The sequence below is a fragment of the Chryseobacterium sp. PMSZPI genome, assembly GCF_002835665.1.
Classification (GTDB): domain Bacteria; phylum Bacteroidota; class Bacteroidia; order Flavobacteriales; family Weeksellaceae; genus Chryseobacterium.
In genome coordinates this window covers 48,888-67,961 of the sequence record NZ_PIZV01000006.1, presented here as the reverse complement: position 1 = coordinate 67,961, position 19,074 = coordinate 48,888, and the positions used below count along the sequence as shown (strand labels likewise).

The window sequence follows — 19,074 nt, the reverse complement described above, 5'->3', positions numbered from 1 at the left end:
CATTAATAACGAATCGAAATGAAAAAAATAATTTTACCTATATTAATAATATTGGCTTTCAATGCTCAAGCCCAGGATAAAGCCGAATTAAAACCATACAATATCTACGAAGACAAAGAAAACGATGTGAAAATCAATTTAGGAGCACGTTTCTTTACCGATTTAGCATATAATACTAGCGATTACACTAAGGTAAAGTCCGGTGCAGCTATTGATGATGCTCGATTAAGAACTTCATTAACTTATAAAAACTGGTACTTTTATGGCGATTTTGATTTTGGTAGGGGAGAATTTACACAACGAAATTTATTTATCCGCTATTATCTGAAAAATGACGAGAAAAGCAGCAAGAGTTTGAAGCTGGGGTACTACGCAGAACCATTTTCAATGAACCTGAATACCAGTGAATATGGAATGCACTTTATCACACGCCCTTCAGCAGTATTTGCTTTAGGAAACTTCAGAGCTCTGGGACTTACCTATAAATATTTTAATTCAAAATTCTTTTCAGATACAGGTGTCTTTACAGAAGATGTCTATGAAAATAAAAAAGCAACCGGAAATCAAAGCTGGAATGTTACAGGACGTTATGTCTATATTCCGGTTAACAATGAAGAACAAACTGCACACGTTGGAGTCTCTTTACGATACAAAAGAAACAATGGTGGAAACCTTATAGATAATAATACGGTTTTACAAACCAATCAGAATGTTGCTGCTCCTATGGAGAATCCACTGGAACAACCCAATAAGTTTTTAGGGACCAATGTATTATGGGCAAAAAATATATATAAAATAGGAGTAGATGTATTATACAAAAGACAAAAGTATTTTGTAAGAGGAGAATATATTTACCAGAAGATTACGAAAAAAAGAGATGATGAGACTCTTTTTAACAATCAGTTAGGGGGACTTTGGAGCTGGACGACACTTAAAAGCTGGCAAGAAGCGAACCCGCTTTCTTCAACGAGTTTTGATGGAGGATATATTGAATTGGGGGCTTTGCTCAATAGCAAACCCAGCTATAAATACAGTAAAGAATTTGCTTTGATGGAAGGAGTATATGAAAAAGGAGCCATAGAAGCAGTTGCCCGTTACAGTTATACCAATCTGAATGATATTAAATCGGGAGATGTATTTGTAAAAGGAAGAAACAGATTTTATCCGGACGGAAATATTACAGACTATCCTAATGAATCCATGAGCCTGGCAGGAGGAAAAATGCATTCTGCAACTGTAGGGTTGAATTATACCTTCAATAGGCATGCTATTTTGATGCTGGCTTATACCTATAGCCGCCTGGATAACCCTTATTATCCTGATGATAAAAACTTCAACTCACTTCAGGCAAGGATGATGTTTAACTTTTAATAGATTAAAGCTCATAAACATTGATTTATGAGCTTAATTTTAGCTTTCAATATTAATTTTTAAATTGTTTTTAAATTTATTCACCTGTAAATCAGGTATTTAATTTTAATGTTAACCAAATGTTAACTGAATGTAAATTTAATATGAATTATTTTAATAACTTTGGGTAAGAGATATAAATGATTAAGTATAATATTTAAAACCAGATTGTTATGAAAAATAAAATTCAAATATTAATGGCTTCACTTTTCATTGGCGGATTCGTTGTGGCAATGAATACTGTTAAGGCACAAGCCACCAATCATAATACCATCCAAGAGATTCAATTAAATAAGAATGAAACTTTTAACGATATAAGAAATCGACTGATCGCTAATTTTGATCTTACCAATCCTGATTTTAAACAAGGAACTGTAAATTCAGTGGTAAAATTTGATATCTCCCAAAATGGTAAAATCGTAAATGTACATTCTACCGGAGACTGCAAAAATGTAAACAAAGAAATTGAAACAGTTCTCAGTGAACTTGACTACAGGGTAGACCGAAAAAGCCTGAATGAAAATATGGTTGCTTTTACTTATGTAATGCCTGTTACCGTTGAAATTAGTAACAAATAATATTGGGAAAAATAACCCCAAAAACATATCTTGCTTTAATTCTTTGAGTTATGCCTTTTTTATCTAAAAGTTGTTTAAACTTTATAAACCACAAAGGCTTTCATTTTAAAACACTTTAGTTCACTTAAGTAAGTTTGTTTAAAACGATTTCGTAGAAAAGTCCATATCAGATGAAAATCAAAGATTTTCACAAAGCTTAAGTGTCCTTATTATGCATAAGGCCTGACTCTAAAAAACTTAAGAGGTGAAATCTTTTGTGGTTAAAAATAATCAATATAAAAGTTTAAACAGCTTCCTATTTTAATTTTATGAAATAAATGAAAATTCTGTAAAATTTACATATGAAATTGTAATATATAATAATAAATTCATTATAATTTTACAAAACCATAAAATTAAAACTATATGAAAAATTTAAAGAAGCTGACTAAGTCAGATTTAAAGTCAGTGTACGGAGGAGAGCCTAAAAAATACTGTACATTTTGCGAGTGGGCAAATAAAGTAATTTGTAGTGATGTTCCAATCGTACAATGTCCATAAAAAATTGAGCCGCTTTTTTAGCGGCTTTTTTATTGTGGTGTGATATAATCCGTTAATCTTGTAATAAGGTCTTTAGAATTTCCGATAGAATCAAAAGTAATATTATCAATTCTCCATCCTTTATCTGAATAGATCAGATGTATCGTGTCAGTCCATACCTCCTTGGGATCAACCATATTGTACTCAAACCGAACCTTTACAGTCGCTGCTTTATCATGAATATCTATCGATTGGATCTTATAATCCGTATACCCTTCATATAAGCTGGAAAAAACAGCTCCTTCAATGATCAGAGGCTTTTCATCGGGATGATCACTATGTTTTACCTTTTCAATATCGGCTTTAGAAGCGGATATTACTTTCTCGAGAAGAGTTTTCAATTCAGAGGAAAATAAATTATCAGGAATTGGCTGACGATAAACAGCTTCATTAGATTTACCGTATGTTGTGTACAATTCTTTAATTTTAAATCCAATCATAGCATCCGAGGCCATAGGGGACCGGGTTGTATTTTTCTTGCAAGCAAAAAAGAGGAATAGAATACTGAGGTATAGGAATAGTGATCTTTTCATGGATAGAATATTAGCTTTTTTAAATTCAAAAGATGTACCAAGGTATTAGTTGTTGAATAATTTCCAAATTCTCCTAATAAAATAATTATATTTCTCGAATTGTGGATTTAATTTTAAAATATTTTTTATATTTGTGATAATCAGGGCCAGAATAACACAAATATAAGACATGAAAAAAAATACGACTTCAGAACGCGTATCCTTTACTGATGGATACCGTGCTCCCGATAATGCCAAGGCAGTGAAAGAAAATAATATAGCGGGAATCAACCGCATTGTAAAACTTTCTGCAGTAATCAATGGTGAAATCATTTCCAGTTTTAAACATTTCAAATTAAAGCAAAGCGCAGTAACCCATCACGAATTTGAGCTAACGCTGGCTCATGATGCCTTATCCGAAAAACAGGGCCATCAGCTGGAACAGGCCAATGCATTTTTAGGAAAACGTCTTACCATCAAAATTGCTTACAAAGATTTTGAAACCAAAAACAGCCCTGAAAGGGTTTTCGTAGGAATCATTACCAAGGTAGGATTCAGCCAGGAAGCTCATAGTTGGGGAAATATTGTTTTAAAAGGTTTCAGCCCTACGATTCTTTTAGACGGATCTCCACATACCCAGAGCTTTGGGGGATCGCAGCCTGTTAATACAGGAATTATAGCCGATGAGGTTATTAAACAGGGAATAGATCCGTTTTGGTATGATTTCAGAGTGAATGCCAAAGCTTCATCACAAATTGTCTACAGCTCCCAGTATAATGAAACCCATTATAATTACTTATGCCGACTAGCAGAAGCCTATGGAGAACAGTTTTTCTATGATGGAGAAGTGCTGCATTTCGGAAATATGCCGGCTCCGGCTGCACCTCTCGAGCTAATAAGCGGAAGTAACGCCTCAAATATTCATACCGAACTTAGAGCAATCCATACCCAACCCGGTTATTATGGATATAACAGCAGTAAGAATGCTATGTTAACATCAGGGGAAACACCGTTAAAGCATATGGGAAGTCTTGCCCAAACTGCTTATTCAAATAACGAAGGTATTTTTAAAACCCCTTCACTTCAGTCGGCTCCTATCAGGGCAGCTACCGATATGGATGTGGTAAATTCCCAAACAGGAGCATGGGGCAGCAAAGGAGTAGATGTATTTGTAGTATCCGGTGATACCACAATGCCATTTCTGTATCCCGGATGTACCGCAGATCTTTACCTGAGAAAACCTGATTCCAGTAAAACAGGATATTTCACAAAACTGATGATGACAGAGGTAACCCATGAGATTGATACCTTAGGCCATTATAAAGGAAGCTTTGAAGCCATTGCTTCTGATACAGGATTCATCCCGAAACCTGAATTTACAACCCCTTTTGCAGAAATACAGCCGGCCCTAGTAATTTCCAACGAAGATCCTTTGGGACAGGGCCGTGTAAAAGTAAAATTCCTGTGGCAGCTTAATGAAACTACAGATTTTATCAGAGTAATGAGCCCGGATGCGGGAGGAACAGATCAGATCACCCAAAACAGAGGCTATGTAGCTATTCCGGAAGTGGGAGACCAGGTAATGGTGGGATTTGTACATAACCATCCGGACCGTCCTTTCGTGATGGGCGGAATGTTCCATGGTGGGGTTGCCCTTGGCGGTGGCGTGAATAACCATTTAAAATCTATTCAGACCAGAAGCGGTATCCGTATTCTGATGGATGATGCCGAAGGAAGCGTAAATATTGTAGACCCAAGCGGAAACAACTATTTCATGGACGGCAAAGGAAACATCACAGTATCTGCACCTAATGATATCAATTTTAATGCAGGCGGAAATCTCAATATCAATGTCGGACAAAATATGTCTACCAGCGTTGGTATGAATAAAACAGATACGGTGACGATGAATCATAGTGAAAGTGTGGGAATGATAAAAACCTCTTCCGTGATAGGAGATTCCCAGGTTTTCATCACAGGAAAACTCACCGAGTTTATAGAAGGAGACGTACACAGCGAAGTAAAACAGGAACGTAATGAAATTTCAAGAAAAGAAATGAATTTCAGTACTGAAGAAAACTTTACAAGCCATACGAAAAGTTCGATCCATATGAACAGTGGTGAAAAAGGGCATAATCACTAATATTTTTCCTATGAGCAGAACAAGAATTGTCAACGGGAAATATACTAAAGTAACCGAAAAAGGGTATAATCTGTACTCTGAAGGGAATACCAATATCAATGCATTGGGTTTGAATAATCTGAATGCAGATAAGGATATTCATCACGGCTCCGCGGTAGAAAAAGCTCCGGCGTATCAGCCTAAAGATTCTGTAAATATTTTTATCGGGATGTTTTTTGATGGTACAGGAAATAACAGGTATAATTCTGATAAGACCTATTACAGTAAGATCAACTCCGGAGAAACCTATTATAAAAATGATACCGTTCCCCAGGAATATTACGAAACCATCAAAGATCCCAAAACCGGAAAACAAAAAAAGATTAAAATCTCAGACCGCGATAGTTATTGGAATCCTTATTCAAACGTTGCCAAACTGTTTGATCTTTATAAAGAGAAAAAGAACCCGAGTGAAGATGCAAAAGGAAGTGAAGATGCTCATCCGGAATATGGAAACTATGCTATTTTAAAACAATATGTAGAAGGCATAGGAACGAAGCAGGATAAGGAAGACGATATTGCAGGTTCCTGTGCAGGAAGAGGAGATTGGGGAGTGATTGGCAGAGTAGAAGAAGGAATTAAAAATGTTATAGCCAATGAATTTAGTAGTATTCCTAAAGATAAGAAGATCAATAAGATTGTATTTGATGTTTTCGGATTTAGCCGTGGAGCTGCTGCTGCAAGGCATTTCTGTAATGAAGTAAAGAAATCGGTAAAATATGATACAGTGATGAGGGATGAAATGGATACTAAAATGGGACGTCCCAAGGTATCTTATGTCTCTGTACATGCAGGAGGGCTCTTTGGAAAAAGATTGATAAAAGCAGGGTATCAACCTGTTGGAGATACTTTTTCCATAGAAATCCGTTTTCTGGGAGTATTTGATACAGTAATTTCCGATATGGTGGTGAAAGAAAATATTGGATATAAAGTAGCGGGAGCGCTGGCTATCAATCCTTTAACGGTTCCCTATAGTATTGCTGCTTTTCTTGGACAGGCATCACTGGAGAAGATCAATACCAAAGTATCCGGGTTGGGAATCAAAAAGATTTTCCATATTACTGCCCATAATGAATGGCGCAAAAATTTTGCATTAACACCAACAGAAGAAGGTTATACGATATCGATGCTGGGTGCCCATTCGGATATAGGCGGTGGCTATGCCCATCTGGATAAATATACCGCTGTTTTGGATTATTTTGATGTGAAGGTAGGAGATGATAAAATCCTTAAAGAAAAAGAAAAAATAAGACAGTTTTATATCAACCAGCGCATCTCTACAGAAAAAGAGATTGTATTTAGAAATACCTACGATCACGTAAAAGAAACAACAATAACGAGTGCAGGAGTGGGAACACGGGAAATCAAAGCAGAACCGGATTTCCCGGATAAAGAAAAAACAGTATCCCAAAACCCCTATTATCAAATATTTCAAACCAAAGAATCAGACCATTATATTCTGGAAGATTCGAGGTATATTTCTAATAAATACAGTTTAGTAGCAATGTATATGATGCTGCAAAAAGCGATTGATAATAAGGTGCCTTTTTATGATGATTATAAGATAGCGAATCCCAAAGTTCCCCATGAATTTGAGTATGAAATTCCTGAGACAGATAAATATAAAGTATTGAAACAATATATGGATTTGATGCTGGAGGAGAGTAAAAAAGAAGGAGTTGGAAATTATACAATATCTTCAGAAATATATCAGCATATCTGTAACCATTATATTCATCTTTCTGCTAACTTTGGAGGACTTGCTGCAATAGGTGTTAAAACAGGCGACCATCATATTTTGGAAAGTGTAGGTTTTGTTAACCAACCAGTTGCTCCTAAAGTGGATAAAGATGGGAATATCTATTATGAGAGAGAAAAATGGTATCCTTAGTAAAAATATATGGAAAAAATAAATAAAATTAAGAGTATAGCACTATTCTTACCAAACTTATTGTTAATAATGAGCTGCAATCCTAAGGATAAATTTGAATGGAATGCAGGAATTTCCGCACCTATATATTATGGAGCATCAGGCCCATTTGTAGAATATTTTTATCAAGGAAAAAGTATTGCTGGGGCTTCTGCTGGGGGAATAGAACCTGGTTGGGGCTTAACGAGTGGAGGGTATACAGGTGGTGATATTTACAAACCCGTTCCGGATAGTATATCAGTAAGTTGGATTTGTGATGCAGATGGAGTTCAATATAAAGTTGGCCATAAATTACCAAGAGAAGAAATGCTCAATTTGTTTAAAAATAAAATAATAGATTCTTATGGTGAAAAATTGGATTATGGACTAATTGTTACCGGTTTTGCCCCGGGAGGTAATGTAACCGTTTGGATGAGAGGGGGGAATTCAAGTACAGAAATTACCAAATTTAAAGCAAAAAACATTGGTGTTTGGAAAGAAAATGATACGAATTATAAAAAATATGTTGAAGAACATGAAAAGCTATCCGAAGGATTTAAAATTGCGAATATATTTCGTTTCTTTCACGGTATTCCCTATTCAGTTTGGGAAAAAGGAGATAAACAGCATAAATATGATCTAGGTTTTAGCAGTGAAGAAGATTATAAATATTCAATCACTTATTATTCAAAAGATGGAAGTGTTTATTTTCTAGATTCTACACCTTACTTTCTGAAATGGGCTAATCGTTTTGTTGACTATCCTAAAAACCTTAACTCATCACATCAGTTAAAACTCCCTGTTCAAATGGATTTAATCTGGCATTCTTATGATAATGAGTCTCGATGGTTTGAAGGAAATGTTCTTTTGCCACAAAATCTTCAGGTAACTTTTGAAAAAGGACATTATGATCGAATGATTGTGACAATCCCTAAGGATACAGGTGGAGATTTTGTTGAAGGAGTTATCTATTTTGTAAACAAACAGAAACAGGATCAGGTGATGCGTTTTCGCTTAGGAAGATTTGATGATAAACAGAAAAAACTGCTGTCACCTAAATACACTCTTCCCAAAGGCTTTGTAGTTCCGGAATGGGAAGGTCGAATCCCTCTTCAAAAGCCAACAGATCTAGAATATTGGCAGGAAGAGTAATGTTTTTTAATATGAAAAAAATAAAAAACATAGCATTATTCTTACCAAACTTATTGTTAATAATAAGCTGTGAGCCTAAGGATAAATTTGAATGGAATGCAGGAATTTCTGCACCAAAAAATTATATCTCAGGAGGTCCATTTGTAGAATATTTTTATCAAAGAAATGGGGTGGCAGGAACATCAGCGAATGTAGGGATAAATCCTGGTTGGGGAATGACAAGTGGTGGCTATACAGGAGGCGAAATATTTAAACCTGTTCCTGACAGTATTTCTGTTAGCTGGCGCTGTGGTCTTGATTTAATTGAATATAAAGTTGGGGCAAAACTTCCAAGAGAAAAAATGTTGGAGTTATTTAAAAGAGGAAAAGAAATTAAAGGGAAGAAAGAAAATTATAGTCAAATTATCACAGGTATGGCTCCTGGAGGAAACGTAACGGTATGGCTCTCTGGTTCATTTGGAAATGAAGAAATTACTAAAATAAAAGCCAAGCGTGTAGGAGAGACCAATAAAGATGATTCTAATTCGGTTACTCTTTGGACATCAACAGGAGATGAAGCAAAAGATATTTTGAAATATGCTTATCTACACGGCATTCCTTATTCAGTTTGGGAAAAAGGAGAAAAAACTTACAGATATGATATAGGCTTTAGCAGTGAGGAGGATCGTGATTTTTACGAATCGGTTACCGCTTTTTCAAAGGATGGTAGCTATATATTTTTAAATGAGAATCAGTTTATTATTCCTTATAAGGATTGGATGTCTAATCATATCAATGCTGGAGTAAAAGAAGGAAAGCTTCCAGTTCATACAACAGTACAATGGATATCAGAAGATAATAAACAATGGTATAAAGGTGAGATAGTTTTCCCTGTTGATTTTCAAAATACTTTTGAGTCATTTTATAAAAAAAATAAAAATGTTCATATTGTGTATGTGATGGATAAGTTGAATCCTTCTGGAAATTATACGTTTGGAACAATATGGCTACAAGGTTCCACTTCAAAAGAACGTATCATGAAATTTCGATTGGCGAAACTCAACAATGAGACGAGAAAATATGATGTATCAAAATACACTCTTCCTAAAGGATTTGTAGTCCCTAAATGGGAAGGAAGAATTCCTCTTTATAAGCCAACAGATTTAGAATATTGGCAGGAAGAATAATGGTTTTCCATGATGAGAAAAATAAAAAATACATTATTGTTTTTACTAGTCCTAGCTCAGCTATTGCTAATAAGCTGTGAGCCCAAGGATAAATTTGAATGGAATGCAGCATGGTCAGCACCTAAATTTTATGGAAATGGTGGTCCATTTGTTGAATTTTTTTATCAGGGAAAAAGTATTGCGGGAGCTTCTGCCAATATTGGAGCGGATCCTGGCTGGGGGACTACTAGCGGAGGCTATGCTGGAGGAGACATTTTTAAGTCTGTTCCGGATAGTGTTTTTGTGAAATGGATTTGCGCCATAGATGGTTATCGGTATGAAGGCGGATCTAAACTTCCTAGAGAAATGATGGTTGAATTATTTAAAAATGGCTGGAATTCTAAGGGAGAAAAAGGAAATTATACTCAGATTATTGCAGGCTTTGCCCCAGGAGGAAATGTAGCGGTGTGGATGTCTGGACAAGGAAATAATAAAGAAATAATAAACTTTAAAGCAAAAAATAAGGGAATTTGGAGAGAAAGTGAAGAAGCTGAAAAGATTGAAAAAGACATTCTTTCTTCAGAAAAATTTATTAATTCAGAAGTTAACATATATCATTATCTGCATGGAGTACCTTATTCAGCATGGGAAAAAGGAGATAAGCAATATAAATATGATCTGGGCTTTAGCAGTGAAGAAGATTATAAATATTCAATCACTTATTATTCAAAAGATGGAACTGTCTATTTTCTAGATTCTACACCTTACTTTTTAAAATGGTCTAACCGTTTTATTGGTTACCCTAAAAATCCTAATTCATCACATTTGCTAAAACTCCCTGTTCAAATGGATTTAATCTGGCATTCTTATGATAATGAGTCCCGATGGTTTGAAGGAAATGTTCTTTTGCCACAAAACCTTCAGGCAACCTTTGAAAAAGGACATTATGATCGAATGATTGTGACTATCCCTAAAGATACAGGGGGTGATTTTGTTGATGGGGTTATCTATTTTGTAAACAAACAGAAGCAGGATCAGGTGATGCGTTTTCGCTTAGGAAGATTTGATGATAAACAGAAAAAACTGCTGTCACCTAAATACATTCTTCCTAAAGGATTTGTAGTCCCTAAATGGGAAGGAAGAATTCCTCTTTATAAGCCAACAGATCTTGAATATTGGCAGGAAGAATAAGAAATACTTTTCTCATCAATACTAAAAAATCAATACATTTGAATAGATAAAAGAAATATCCATGGATTCTATTCTTAATGTTGCGATTCGTTCCCTCTGTGTTTACCTTTTCATGGTCATCGGAATTCGTTTATTTGGTAAAAACCAGCTTTCTCAGTTGAATGCGGGAGATGTAGTGCTGCTATTATTGATTTCCAATGCAGTTCAAAATGCGATGGTTGGCCCTGATACATCACTTTTAGGAGGAATTGTGGCAGCATTGGTTTTGTTTGTTGCCAATTTTATATTGAAAAGACTTATGTTTTCCAATCGTTCCTTTGAAGTATTTATGGAAGATGAGCCGGTAGTGCTTATTAGAGATGGGGTAGTAGATCATATTGCTTTGAACAGGGTGAAAATTACCGAGAATGAATTAGAAGAAGCCATAAGAGAACATGGTATTGAAAATATAAAAGGAGTAAAAATTTCTGTTTTGGAAGTGGACGGAAACATCAGTGTCGTTTCTGAAGATGAAAAAAGCAAACAGACTCACTATTCAAGAATTAAAAGAAAAATTAAAAGAAAATATCACTAATCGCAATGAATTACGAATTAAGAGAAATGCTTCCCAATGACGGAGCTCGTGTGTTGGAAATTTTTAAACAAGGAGTAGAAGGTGGATTAGCTACTTTTGAAACCCAAATTCCTACTGCAGAAGCCTGGGATATGGAATATTTCAATGACTGTCGTTGGGTGTTGGAGAACGAAAGTAATCAAGTGGTAGGATGGTGTGCCTTAAAGCCGGTAAGCAAAAGAGAATGTTTTAAAGGAGTGGCGGAAGTAAGTATTTATTTTGATAATGAGTATCAAGGTAAAGGATTGGGGTCGGTGCTCTTAAAGAAGATGATTTTGGATAGTGAAGACCACGGATTCTGGACTTTACAAACCAATGTATTTTCTGAAAATGAAACCTCGATCAAATTTCACCAGAAGAACGGCTTCAGAATAGTAGGTGTTCGTAAAAAACTAGGAAAGCTCAACGGCGAATGGAAAGATGTCATCATGTTTGAGAAAAGAAGTGAAAGAATCGAATGATCATTAATGAGTTGAAGGAAAACAATCGTAATTTTCCCTAAACCCTAAATTTCACAATGGCACTAACCTTGATATGTTAACCATTAAATTTGATAAAATGAAAGGATTGATTAAAATTATAGGTGTTATTATTGTAGCAGTGCTATTAACATCTTGTGTTGCCTATGTTGATGAAGGACGTGGAAATGGAAACAGGCTTCCACCAGGACAAGCTAAAAAAATCTACGGGGGAAGTGCAAAAGATTACGCTCCGGGGCAAGTGAAAAAAAGAAATGGCTATTAGACATCAATGATTCTGAAAACCTCTATCCGAAATTTTAGAATTATTATATTTATAACCTGAATTTCAGGTAACTTTGGCACTAACGTTGATTATTTTAATGTGGAATAAAAGGTTGAAAAAATGAAAACAATAGTTAAGGCTTTAGGAGCCATTGCGATAGTATTCATGCTGTCATCATGTGCAGTGGATGGATATTATGGAAGAGGAGCCGGATATGGATATTATGGACCCAGATACTATGGTTATGGCCCTAGATATACAGAAAGAGTATATATTAATGGTGGCCATCATGGAGGAGGATATTATCATCATGGAGGTGGCCATCATAACGGATTTAGAAGATAAAACGTACAATAAAAAAGCACTGAAAACGTTCAGTGCTTTTTTATATGTATTATAGCCTGGATTTTTTCGGGTTCAGAAGTGTATCGAAGATCAATACTTCCTGCCCAAATTGAGTTTCAATTCTTTCCGCTATATTTTTCAGCTCACTTTCAAGAAAATCTTTTCTAAGGTCATCATTATCAAAAACCAGCAGAAGATTGTAGTTTTTTCCTTCGTCAATATAATCACTGTGTACCTCAGAAAGAATATATTTGTTGACATCCATTAAGTTTTCAGTCATTAAAACCAGTGTTTCATCAATATAATTTTCCCATTCTTCTAGGTTATCTTTCGTACAGTGGAAAGTTATACTTAATACGCTCATATTTTATGAATTTTTAAGATTTTTTGGATAAATTCTACAGCAAAAATCGGCAATTTTTTCGTAAATTAGCCCGTTAATAAAAATTGGAAATGAATAATTTTCAGACTTACAGCTAAAGGTCTGAATATCATTATAATAAAATTTGTTTATGCAAAAAGAAGGAGAAAGACTGATTCCTATCAACATTGTTGATGAAATGAAGTCATCTTATATCGATTATTCGATGTCGGTTATCGTTTCAAGAGCGTTACCTGATGTAAGAGATGGCTTGAAACCCGTTCATAGAAGAGTGCTTTATGGTATGTATGGATTAGGGGTTTTTTCTAATAGAAAATATTTAAAATCTGCGAGAATTGTTGGGGATGTATTGGGTAAATATCACCCACACGGAGATTCCTCTGTATATGATGCAATGGTGAGAATGGCTCAGGAATGGAGCTTACGTTATCCTCAGGTAGACGGGCAGGGTAACTTCGGTTCCATGGATGGTGACCCGCCGGCAGCTATGCGTTATACTGAGGCAAGATTGAAAAAAATCTCTGATGAGGTTCTTTCAGACCTGGACAAAGAGACTGTTGACTTTCAAAATAACTTCGACGACAGTTTACAGGAGCCAACCGTAATGCCTACTAAAATTCCAAACCTTCTGGTAAACGGAGCTTCAGGTATTGCAGTAGGGATGGCGACGAATATGGCGCCACACAACCTATCGGAATCTGTAGATGCTATTTGTGCTTATATCGATAACAAAGAAATTACTATCGATGAATTGATGCAGCATATTATCGCTCCGGATTTTCCTACAGGAGGGATCATCTATGGCTACGATGGAGTAAGGGATGCTTTCCACACCGGTAGAGGTAGAGTGGTTCTAAGAGCAAAAGTTAACTTCGAGGAAATTGGTAACAGAAATGCAATTATTGTAACAGAAGTTCCATATCAGGTTAACAAGGCGGAAATGATTGCCAGAACAGCGGAATTAGTGAAAGACGAAAAAATCCCGGGTATCCACGAAATCAGAGATGAGTCGGATAGAAAAGGACTTCGTGTTGTGTATGAACTGAAAAATGATGCAATCCCGAATGTTGTTCTGAACCTATTATATAAGTATACAGCGCTTCAAACTTCTTTCAGCGTAAACAATATTGCATTGGTACATGGAAGACCGGAGCAATTGAACCTTAAAGATATTATTCATCACTTCGTTGAGCACAGACATGAAGTTATTATAAGAAGAACTCAGTTTGAACTTAAAAAAGCGAAAGAAAGAGCACATATCTTAGAAGGATTCATGAAAGTGATCGGTACTCAGGATGCTTTAGATAAAGCGATTTCTATTATCCGTCACAGTGCCAACCCTCAGGCTGCAAAAGAAGGTTTGATCGAGGCATTCGAACTTTCAGAAATTCAGGCTCAGGCAATTCTTGATCTGAGATTGGCTCGTCTTACCGGAATGGAACTTGATAAGATCCGTGACGAGTACGATGCTATCATGAAAGAGATTGCGAATTTGGAAGATATTTTAGCTAATGAGCCAAGAAGATTCCAAATTATTAAAGATGAATTGATTGAAGTTAAAGAAAAATACGGAGACGAAAGAAGAACCGAAATTGATTATTCAGGAGGGGAAATGTCTATCGAAGATATTATTCCGAACGAATCTGTAGTTCTTACAATCTCTCACGCAGGATACATTAAGAGAACTTCACTTTCAGAATATAAAGTTCAAAGTAGAGGGGGGGTAGGAAATAAAGCAGCGACAACAAGGGATTCTGATTTCCTTGAATATATCGTTTCTGCAACCAACCACCAGTATATGTTATTCTTTACAGAAAAAGGAAGATGTTATTGGTTAAGAGTATTTGAAATTCCTGAAGGTTCTAAAACAGCAAAAGGAAGAGCGGTACAAAACCTTATCAACATTGAACCGGACGATAAGATTAAAGCATATATCAGAACCAACAACCTTAAGGATGCTGAATACGTGAATCAAATGAGTGTAGTAATGGTAACTAAAAATGGTACTATTAAGAAAACATCATTGGAGGCTTATTCAAGACCAAGGGTGAATGGGGTAAACGCCATTGAAATCAGAGATAATGACCAGTTATTAGGAGCATACTTAACGAATGGTTCTTCTCAGATTATGATTGCGACGAAAAATGGTAAATGTATTCGTTTCCCTGAAGAAAAAGTAAGAGAAGTAGGTAGAGGGTCTATCGGAGTAAGAGGAATCTTGCTTGAAGATGGAGATGAAGCAATCGGTATGATTGTTGTGAATGATGTAGAAAACGAAACCGTTCTTGTAGTATCTGAAAAAGGATACGGAAAGAGAACAGCAGTAGAAGATTACAGAATTACAAACAGAGGAGGAAAAGGAGTTATTACCCTAAATATTACCGAAAAAACAGGAAACCTGATTGCTATTCAAAACGTAACGGATGAAGATGGGTTGATGATTATCAATAAGTCCGGTGTTGCCATCAGAATGGGAATGGACGAAATGAGAGTAATGGGAAGAAATACTCAGGGAGTTCGAGTTATCAATCTTAAGAAAAATGATGAAATTGCAGCGATTGCAAAAGTAGCCATGGATAAAGATGTGGAAGATGAAGATTCTGAAGAAAATGAAGAAGGAACAGGAAACCTGTTTGATAACCTTGATGACGAAAATGTAACACCTCAGGCTGAAAAAGAAACTCCGGCAGAGGATAATGAGAATTCTGATTCTGAAGAATAAATTGTACAATTAATATAAAATAGTTATTATGAAGAAACTAATTTTAGGAATGGCTATCGTGGCTTCTGCTTTCGTTTTCGGACAAAAAGCAGATGTGAATGCTAAGCTTCAGGCAGCCAACAAAGAAGCTATGGATGCATATAATGCAAAAAATTATGCAGCTGCAGCTCCTAAGTTTGTAGAAGTTTACGACTTATTGAAGGCTAATGGTCAGGATAATAAAATATATATGTATTATGCAGGACTTAGCCAGGCATTGGCAAATAACGCTGATGCAGCAATCAAAATATATTCAGACCTGATCAATTCCGGATTTACAGGAGTAGAGACGACATACACTGCAAAAGAAAAAAAATCAGGACAGGTAGTAAATTTGGATAAAGCAACTTGGGAGCTTATGAAAAAGAATTCTGAATATTCAGATTTCAAAACTGAGCAATCAAAAAGCATAGAGCCGGATTTATATGAAACATTAACTTCATTGTTACTTAGCGAAAAGAAAAGTACTGAAGCTCTTGCGATTATTGAAAAAGGTTTGGCTAAATTCCCAAATAATGCCAAATTAAAGGAAGCTCAGACTACAGCCTATCTTCAATCAGGAAATACAGATAAATTTGTTGCAGGTTTAAAAGAACAGTTGGCTAAAAACCCTAATGATGCTACCAATTGGTACAACCTTGGTGTAATGCAGGCTAAAACTCCCGCTACTGTTGCAGATGCTTTAGAATCATTCAAAAAAGCAGTTGAACTTAAACCTGATTTTGCTGATGCTTATCAGAACTTAGTATATACTACTATTGGTGATGACGGTAAAGTGGTAGCAGATATCAATGCAATGAGAAAAGACAAGCCAGACGAAGCTTCTAAATTGATTGATGCAAGAAGAGAAAGATTTGCAAAAGCTCTACCATATGCAGAATCATGGTATAAAGTAGCTCCTACAAGTCTTGATGCTGTTACTACTTTAAAAGAAATTTATGTAGTGACTAAAAACCTGGATAAAGTTAAAGAAATGAAAGCTAAAGAAGCTGAGCTTAGCGCTAAAGCAAAGTAATCGTTAATAACTGCAATTATAAATAAAACCGGAACATTCGTGTTTCGGTTTTTGTTTTTTTCAGGAAAGAAAATAAAGAGAATATTTTCAGGATTTATTTTGAGGAAATGAGACTACAATCAGTAAGCTTGGCAAATACTTATTATTCATCATAGATTATTTATCAATCATCATCCGGGGCGTGCTAAATTTCAGCCCGAAAATTCTCTGTAATTCCGTATCTTTGAGAAAAATTTTAACAAGATGATCGAGTGGAAAACCGCTAAGGAATACGAAGATATTACCTATAAAAAATGTAACGGTGTAGCAAGAATCGCTTTCAACAGACCGGAAGTACGTAATGCTTTCAGACCTAAAACAACTTCAGAATTATATGATGCTTTTTATGACGCCTCTGAAGACCCTTCAATAGGTGTTGTTTTACTTTCAGGAGAGGGACCAAGCCCTAAAGACGGAGGTTGGGCTTTCTGTAGTGGTGGAGATCAAAAAGCAAGAGGTCATCAGGGATATGTTGGAGAAGATGGAAGACATCGTTTAAATATTCTGGAAGTTCAACGTTTAATCCGTTTCATGCCTAAAGTGGTAATCGCAGTCGTTCCGGGATGGGCAGTAGGTGGAGGGCATTCGCTTCACGTAGTTTGTGATTTGACATTAGCAAGTGAGGAACATGCAATTTTCAAGCAGACTGATGCTGATGTAACAAGTTTTGATGGTGGATACGGATCTGCTTACCTTGCTAAAATGGTAGGACAGAAAAAAGCTCGTGAGATCTTCTTTTTAGGAAGGAATTATTCCGCTCAGGAAGCTTTTGAAATGGGAATGGTAAACAAAGTAGTCCCTCATGCGGAATTAGAAGATACAGCCTATGAATGGGCACAGGAAATCTTAGGAAAATCTCCAATGTCTATCAGAATGCTGAAATTTGCCATGAATCTTACAGATGACGGGATGGTTGGTCAGCAGGTTTTCGCAGGAGAAGCAACCCGTTTAGCTTATATGACCGAGGAAGCTAAAGAAGGAAGAAATGCATTCCTTGAAAAAAGAAAACCAAACTTCGGAGACGATAAATGGATATCATAACATTAGTGATGAGTAATAAGTAATGAGCAATTTTTTCCATTACTTATTACCCATTGCTCATTACTTATAAATTTATGACGGATTGGATAAAAGCCGCAAGGCTCAGAACTTTACCGCTTTCTTTAAGCGGAATTATTATGGGAGCTTTCATTGCAAAATGGAGGTTGTACAGAGAAGGTGGAATCTGGGACTGGAGAATTTTTGCTCTGGCACTTTTGGTAACCCTTCTATATCAGATTCTATCGAACTATGCTAATGATTATGGAGATGGAGTAAAAGGAACTGATGCCAAAAGAATCAATGAGGCGGAAGCAAGGGCAGTGGCATCAGGAAAAATTACAGCAAAACAAATGAAGAATGCTGTGATTCTTTTTTCTGCGTTATCTTTCATTGCTACCATTGCTTTATTATACGTAGCTTTCATTCCAAACTATATGAATGAATTTTATATCTTCATAGGACTGGGAGTGGCAAGTATTTTAGCGGCAATCGGATATACAGTAGGGAAGAAGCCTTATGGTTATATGGGATTGGGTGATGTTTTTGTATTTATCTTCTTTGGATTGGTTTCTGTATGTGGAAGTTATTTCCTGTTTACAAAAACCTTCAGCTGGGATATGTTGTTGCCGGGAACTGCAGTAGGAATGATGAGTATGGCTGTTTTAAATCTTAACAATATGAGGGATATTGAAAGTGATAAATTGTCAGGAAAAAACAGCTTTGCATTGAGAATCGGTTTTAAAAATGCAATGATCTATGAAATGATCCTGTTACAGTTACCATTGGTATTAATCCTTATCTTTTTAGGAGTCAACGGGTTTATACAGCAACAGAACTATTATGTATTCATTGTGATGATTCTGTTGTTTCCATTAGCCAAGCTGAGAAGAAATATCATGTCGGTAAAAGAACCGAAAGAATTAGATCAATATTTGAAGCAGGTGGGAATCATGACGTTTGTAATGGCTATTCTTACGGCAGCCGGACTGAATTTATTTAATTAAATCTAAAAATATTATATCATGAGTTCTAATGTCTATGTTGAAGCACAAATGCTTATCAGAAAACCGATTGAAGATGTTTTTGAAGCGTTCATCAATCCTGAAGTAACTACTAATTTCTGGTTTACAAAATCTACCGGAAAATTAGAAGAAGGAAAAACACTAACCTGGGAATGGGAAATGTATGGGGTGAAAAACGTAGTGAGAGTTCATCAGATTATTCCGAATCAACTGATCAAAACAGAATGGGGTGAGCCTTCAGTGCATGTTGACTATGAGTTTAAAACCATGGAAAACGGAACTCTTGTTGTAATTAAAAGCTATGGATTCAGCCAGACCGGTGAGGATCTTTTAAAGCAAATTAATGACAATACAGGAGGTTTTACAACGGTTTTAGACGGTTGTAAGGCTTATTTGGAACATGGTATTAATTTAAGGCTTATTGAAGATAAATTCCCATCGAAATAGTTAAAAT

At 35.8% G+C, this 19,074-nt stretch carries 19 protein-coding genes; 17 read left to right on the top strand and 2 right to left on the bottom strand.

Going from position 1 to position 19,074, the window contains the following annotated elements:
- Positions 1-18: 18 nt before the first annotated feature.
- From CW752_RS02020 to CW752_RS17105, 3 genes are all read left to right on the top strand, one after another.
- Positions 19-1,371: a hypothetical protein gene (locus tag CW752_RS02020; RefSeq protein ID WP_133121634.1), complete on the top strand. Its 1,353-nt coding sequence runs from the start codon at positions 19-21 to the stop codon at positions 1,369-1,371.
- 212 nt (positions 1,372-1,583) lie between these two features.
- A complete protein-coding gene (locus CW752_RS02015; protein ID WP_101238125.1) occupies positions 1,584-1,988 on the top strand; it encodes a hypothetical protein in 405 nt (134 codons plus the stop codon).
- A gap of 405 nt (positions 1,989-2,393) precedes the next feature.
- Positions 2,394-2,528, top strand: coding sequence for a bacteriocin-like protein (locus tag CW752_RS17105; protein ID WP_077417018.1), 135 nt, complete (start codon positions 2,394-2,396; stop codon positions 2,526-2,528).
- A gap of 29 nt (positions 2,529-2,557) precedes the next feature.
- Here the strand turns inward: CW752_RS17105 and CW752_RS02005 are convergent, their stop codons facing one another.
- The gene (locus tag CW752_RS02005; RefSeq protein ID WP_117614358.1) at positions 2,558-3,100 is read right to left on the bottom strand and encodes a nuclear transport factor 2 family protein; all 543 of its coding nucleotides are present in this window, start codon (positions 3,098-3,100) and stop codon (positions 2,558-2,560) included.
- Positions 3,101-3,269: 169 nt separating this feature from the next.
- Here CW752_RS02005 and CW752_RS02000 point away from each other — a divergent pair, with 169 nt between their 5' ends.
- The 9 genes from CW752_RS02000 to CW752_RS01960 all read left to right on the top strand — a co-directional run bounded on the left by CW752_RS02000 (position 3,270) and on the right by CW752_RS01960 (position 12,360).
- The gene (locus CW752_RS02000; protein ID WP_101238123.1) at positions 3,270-5,222 is read left to right on the top strand and encodes a type VI secretion system Vgr family protein; all 1,953 of its coding nucleotides are present in this window, start codon (positions 3,270-3,272) and stop codon (positions 5,220-5,222) included.
- A gap of 10 nt (positions 5,223-5,232) precedes the next feature.
- Positions 5,233-7,152, top strand: coding sequence for a phospholipase effector Tle1 domain-containing protein (locus tag CW752_RS01995; protein ID WP_101238122.1), 1,920 nt, complete (start codon positions 5,233-5,235; stop codon positions 7,150-7,152).
- Positions 7,153-7,161: 9 nt separating this feature from the next.
- Positions 7,162-8,322 (top strand): DUF2931 family protein, encoded by a 1,161-nt coding sequence (locus CW752_RS01990; RefSeq protein ID WP_101238121.1) that lies wholly within the window; start codon positions 7,162-7,164, stop codon positions 8,320-8,322.
- 11 nt (positions 8,323-8,333) lie between these two features.
- Complete coding sequence (locus CW752_RS01985; RefSeq protein WP_185117549.1) at positions 8,334-9,488, top strand: DUF2931 family protein; 1,155 nt, start codon at positions 8,334-8,336, stop codon at positions 9,486-9,488.
- Positions 9,489-9,497: 9 nt separating this feature from the next.
- On the top strand, positions 9,498-10,658 hold the full coding sequence (locus CW752_RS01980; RefSeq protein WP_101238119.1) for a DUF2931 family protein: 1,161 nt from the start codon (positions 9,498-9,500) through the stop codon (positions 10,656-10,658).
- Between the two features lie 61 nt (positions 10,659-10,719).
- Entirely contained in the window at positions 10,720-11,232 is a 513-nt protein-coding gene (locus CW752_RS01975; RefSeq protein WP_101238118.1) for a DUF421 domain-containing protein, read from the top strand.
- Positions 11,233-11,237: 5 nt separating this feature from the next.
- A complete protein-coding gene (locus tag CW752_RS01970; RefSeq protein ID WP_101238117.1) occupies positions 11,238-11,732 on the top strand; it encodes a GNAT family N-acetyltransferase in 495 nt (164 codons plus the stop codon).
- A gap of 97 nt (positions 11,733-11,829) precedes the next feature.
- Positions 11,830-12,015, top strand: a complete 186-nt coding sequence (locus tag CW752_RS01965; protein WP_101238194.1) for a quinol oxidase subunit 4 — start codon at positions 11,830-11,832, stop codon at positions 12,013-12,015.
- 120 nt (positions 12,016-12,135) lie between these two features.
- Positions 12,136-12,360, top strand: a complete 225-nt coding sequence (locus CW752_RS01960; RefSeq protein ID WP_101238116.1) for a hypothetical protein — start codon at positions 12,136-12,138, stop codon at positions 12,358-12,360.
- 49 nt (positions 12,361-12,409) lie between these two features.
- Here the strand turns inward: CW752_RS01960 and CW752_RS01955 are convergent, their stop codons facing one another.
- On the bottom strand, positions 12,410-12,724 hold the full coding sequence (locus CW752_RS01955) for a DUF4286 family protein (RefSeq protein ID WP_101238115.1): 315 nt from the start codon (positions 12,722-12,724) through the stop codon (positions 12,410-12,412).
- A 148-nt stretch (positions 12,725-12,872) separates the two neighbouring features.
- Between CW752_RS01955 and gyrA the strand changes: the two genes are divergently transcribed.
- The 5 genes from gyrA (at position 12,873) to CW752_RS01930 (ending at position 19,067) form a co-directional block, all read left to right on the top strand.
- A complete protein-coding gene (gene gyrA, locus CW752_RS01950; RefSeq protein ID WP_101238114.1) occupies positions 12,873-15,464 on the top strand; it encodes a DNA gyrase subunit A in 2,592 nt (863 codons plus the stop codon).
- A gap of 28 nt (positions 15,465-15,492) precedes the next feature.
- Positions 15,493-16,518, top strand: coding sequence for a tetratricopeptide repeat protein (locus CW752_RS01945; RefSeq protein ID WP_101238113.1), 1,026 nt, complete (start codon positions 15,493-15,495; stop codon positions 16,516-16,518).
- A 243-nt stretch (positions 16,519-16,761) separates the two neighbouring features.
- The gene (locus CW752_RS01940; protein WP_101238112.1) at positions 16,762-17,598 is read left to right on the top strand and encodes a 1,4-dihydroxy-2-naphthoyl-CoA synthase; all 837 of its coding nucleotides are present in this window, start codon (positions 16,762-16,764) and stop codon (positions 17,596-17,598) included.
- Positions 17,599-17,672: 74 nt separating this feature from the next.
- Entirely contained in the window at positions 17,673-18,602 is a 930-nt protein-coding gene (gene menA / locus CW752_RS01935) for a 1,4-dihydroxy-2-naphthoate octaprenyltransferase (RefSeq protein ID WP_101238111.1), read from the top strand.
- A gap of 18 nt (positions 18,603-18,620) precedes the next feature.
- Positions 18,621-19,067, top strand: coding sequence for an SRPBCC family protein (locus CW752_RS01930; RefSeq protein ID WP_101238110.1), 447 nt, complete (start codon positions 18,621-18,623; stop codon positions 19,065-19,067).
- The last annotated feature ends 7 nt before the right edge of the window (positions 19,068-19,074 follow it).

Excerpts from the sequence above, each read along its gene's own strand:
- CW752_RS01985 (WP_185117549.1), top strand. The coding sequence starts at position 8,334 with ATGAAAAAAATAAAAAACATAGCATTATTCTTACCAAACTTATTGTTA.
- CW752_RS01970 (WP_101238117.1), top strand. The coding sequence starts at position 11,238 with ATGAATTACGAATTAAGAGAAATGCTTCCCAATGACGGAGCTCGTGTG.
- CW752_RS01930 (WP_101238110.1), top strand. The coding sequence starts at position 18,621 with ATGAGTTCTAATGTCTATGTTGAAGCACAAATGCTTATCAGAAAACCG.
- CW752_RS02015 (WP_101238125.1), top strand. The coding sequence starts at position 1,584 with ATGAAAAATAAAATTCAAATATTAATGGCTTCACTTTTCATTGGCGGA.
- CW752_RS01965 (WP_101238194.1), top strand. The coding sequence starts at position 11,830 with ATGAAAGGATTGATTAAAATTATAGGTGTTATTATTGTAGCAGTGCTA.
- CW752_RS02005 (WP_117614358.1), bottom strand. The coding sequence starts at position 3,100 with ATGAAAAGATCACTATTCCTATACCTCAGTATTCTATTCCTCTTTTTT.
- CW752_RS01995 (WP_101238122.1), top strand. The coding sequence starts at position 5,233 with ATGAGCAGAACAAGAATTGTCAACGGGAAATATACTAAAGTAACCGAA.
- CW752_RS02020 (WP_133121634.1), top strand. The coding sequence starts at position 19 with ATGAAAAAAATAATTTTACCTATATTAATAATATTGGCTTTCAATGCT.
- CW752_RS01945 (WP_101238113.1), top strand. The coding sequence starts at position 15,493 with ATGAAGAAACTAATTTTAGGAATGGCTATCGTGGCTTCTGCTTTCGTT.
- CW752_RS01980 (WP_101238119.1), top strand. The coding sequence starts at position 9,498 with ATGATGAGAAAAATAAAAAATACATTATTGTTTTTACTAGTCCTAGCT.
- menA (WP_101238111.1), top strand. The coding sequence starts at position 17,673 with ATGACGGATTGGATAAAAGCCGCAAGGCTCAGAACTTTACCGCTTTCT.
- CW752_RS01955 (WP_101238115.1), bottom strand. The coding sequence starts at position 12,724 with ATGAGCGTATTAAGTATAACTTTCCACTGTACGAAAGATAACCTAGAA.
- CW752_RS01960 (WP_101238116.1), top strand. The coding sequence starts at position 12,136 with ATGAAAACAATAGTTAAGGCTTTAGGAGCCATTGCGATAGTATTCATG.
- CW752_RS01990 (WP_101238121.1), top strand. The coding sequence starts at position 7,162 with ATGGAAAAAATAAATAAAATTAAGAGTATAGCACTATTCTTACCAAAC.
- gyrA (WP_101238114.1), top strand. The coding sequence starts at position 12,873 with ATGCAAAAAGAAGGAGAAAGACTGATTCCTATCAACATTGTTGATGAA.
- CW752_RS02000 (WP_101238123.1), top strand. The coding sequence starts at position 3,270 with ATGAAAAAAAATACGACTTCAGAACGCGTATCCTTTACTGATGGATAC.
- CW752_RS17105 (WP_077417018.1), top strand. The coding sequence starts at position 2,394 with ATGAAAAATTTAAAGAAGCTGACTAAGTCAGATTTAAAGTCAGTGTAC.
- CW752_RS01940 (WP_101238112.1), top strand. The coding sequence starts at position 16,762 with ATGATCGAGTGGAAAACCGCTAAGGAATACGAAGATATTACCTATAAA.
- CW752_RS01975 (WP_101238118.1), top strand. The coding sequence starts at position 10,720 with ATGGATTCTATTCTTAATGTTGCGATTCGTTCCCTCTGTGTTTACCTT.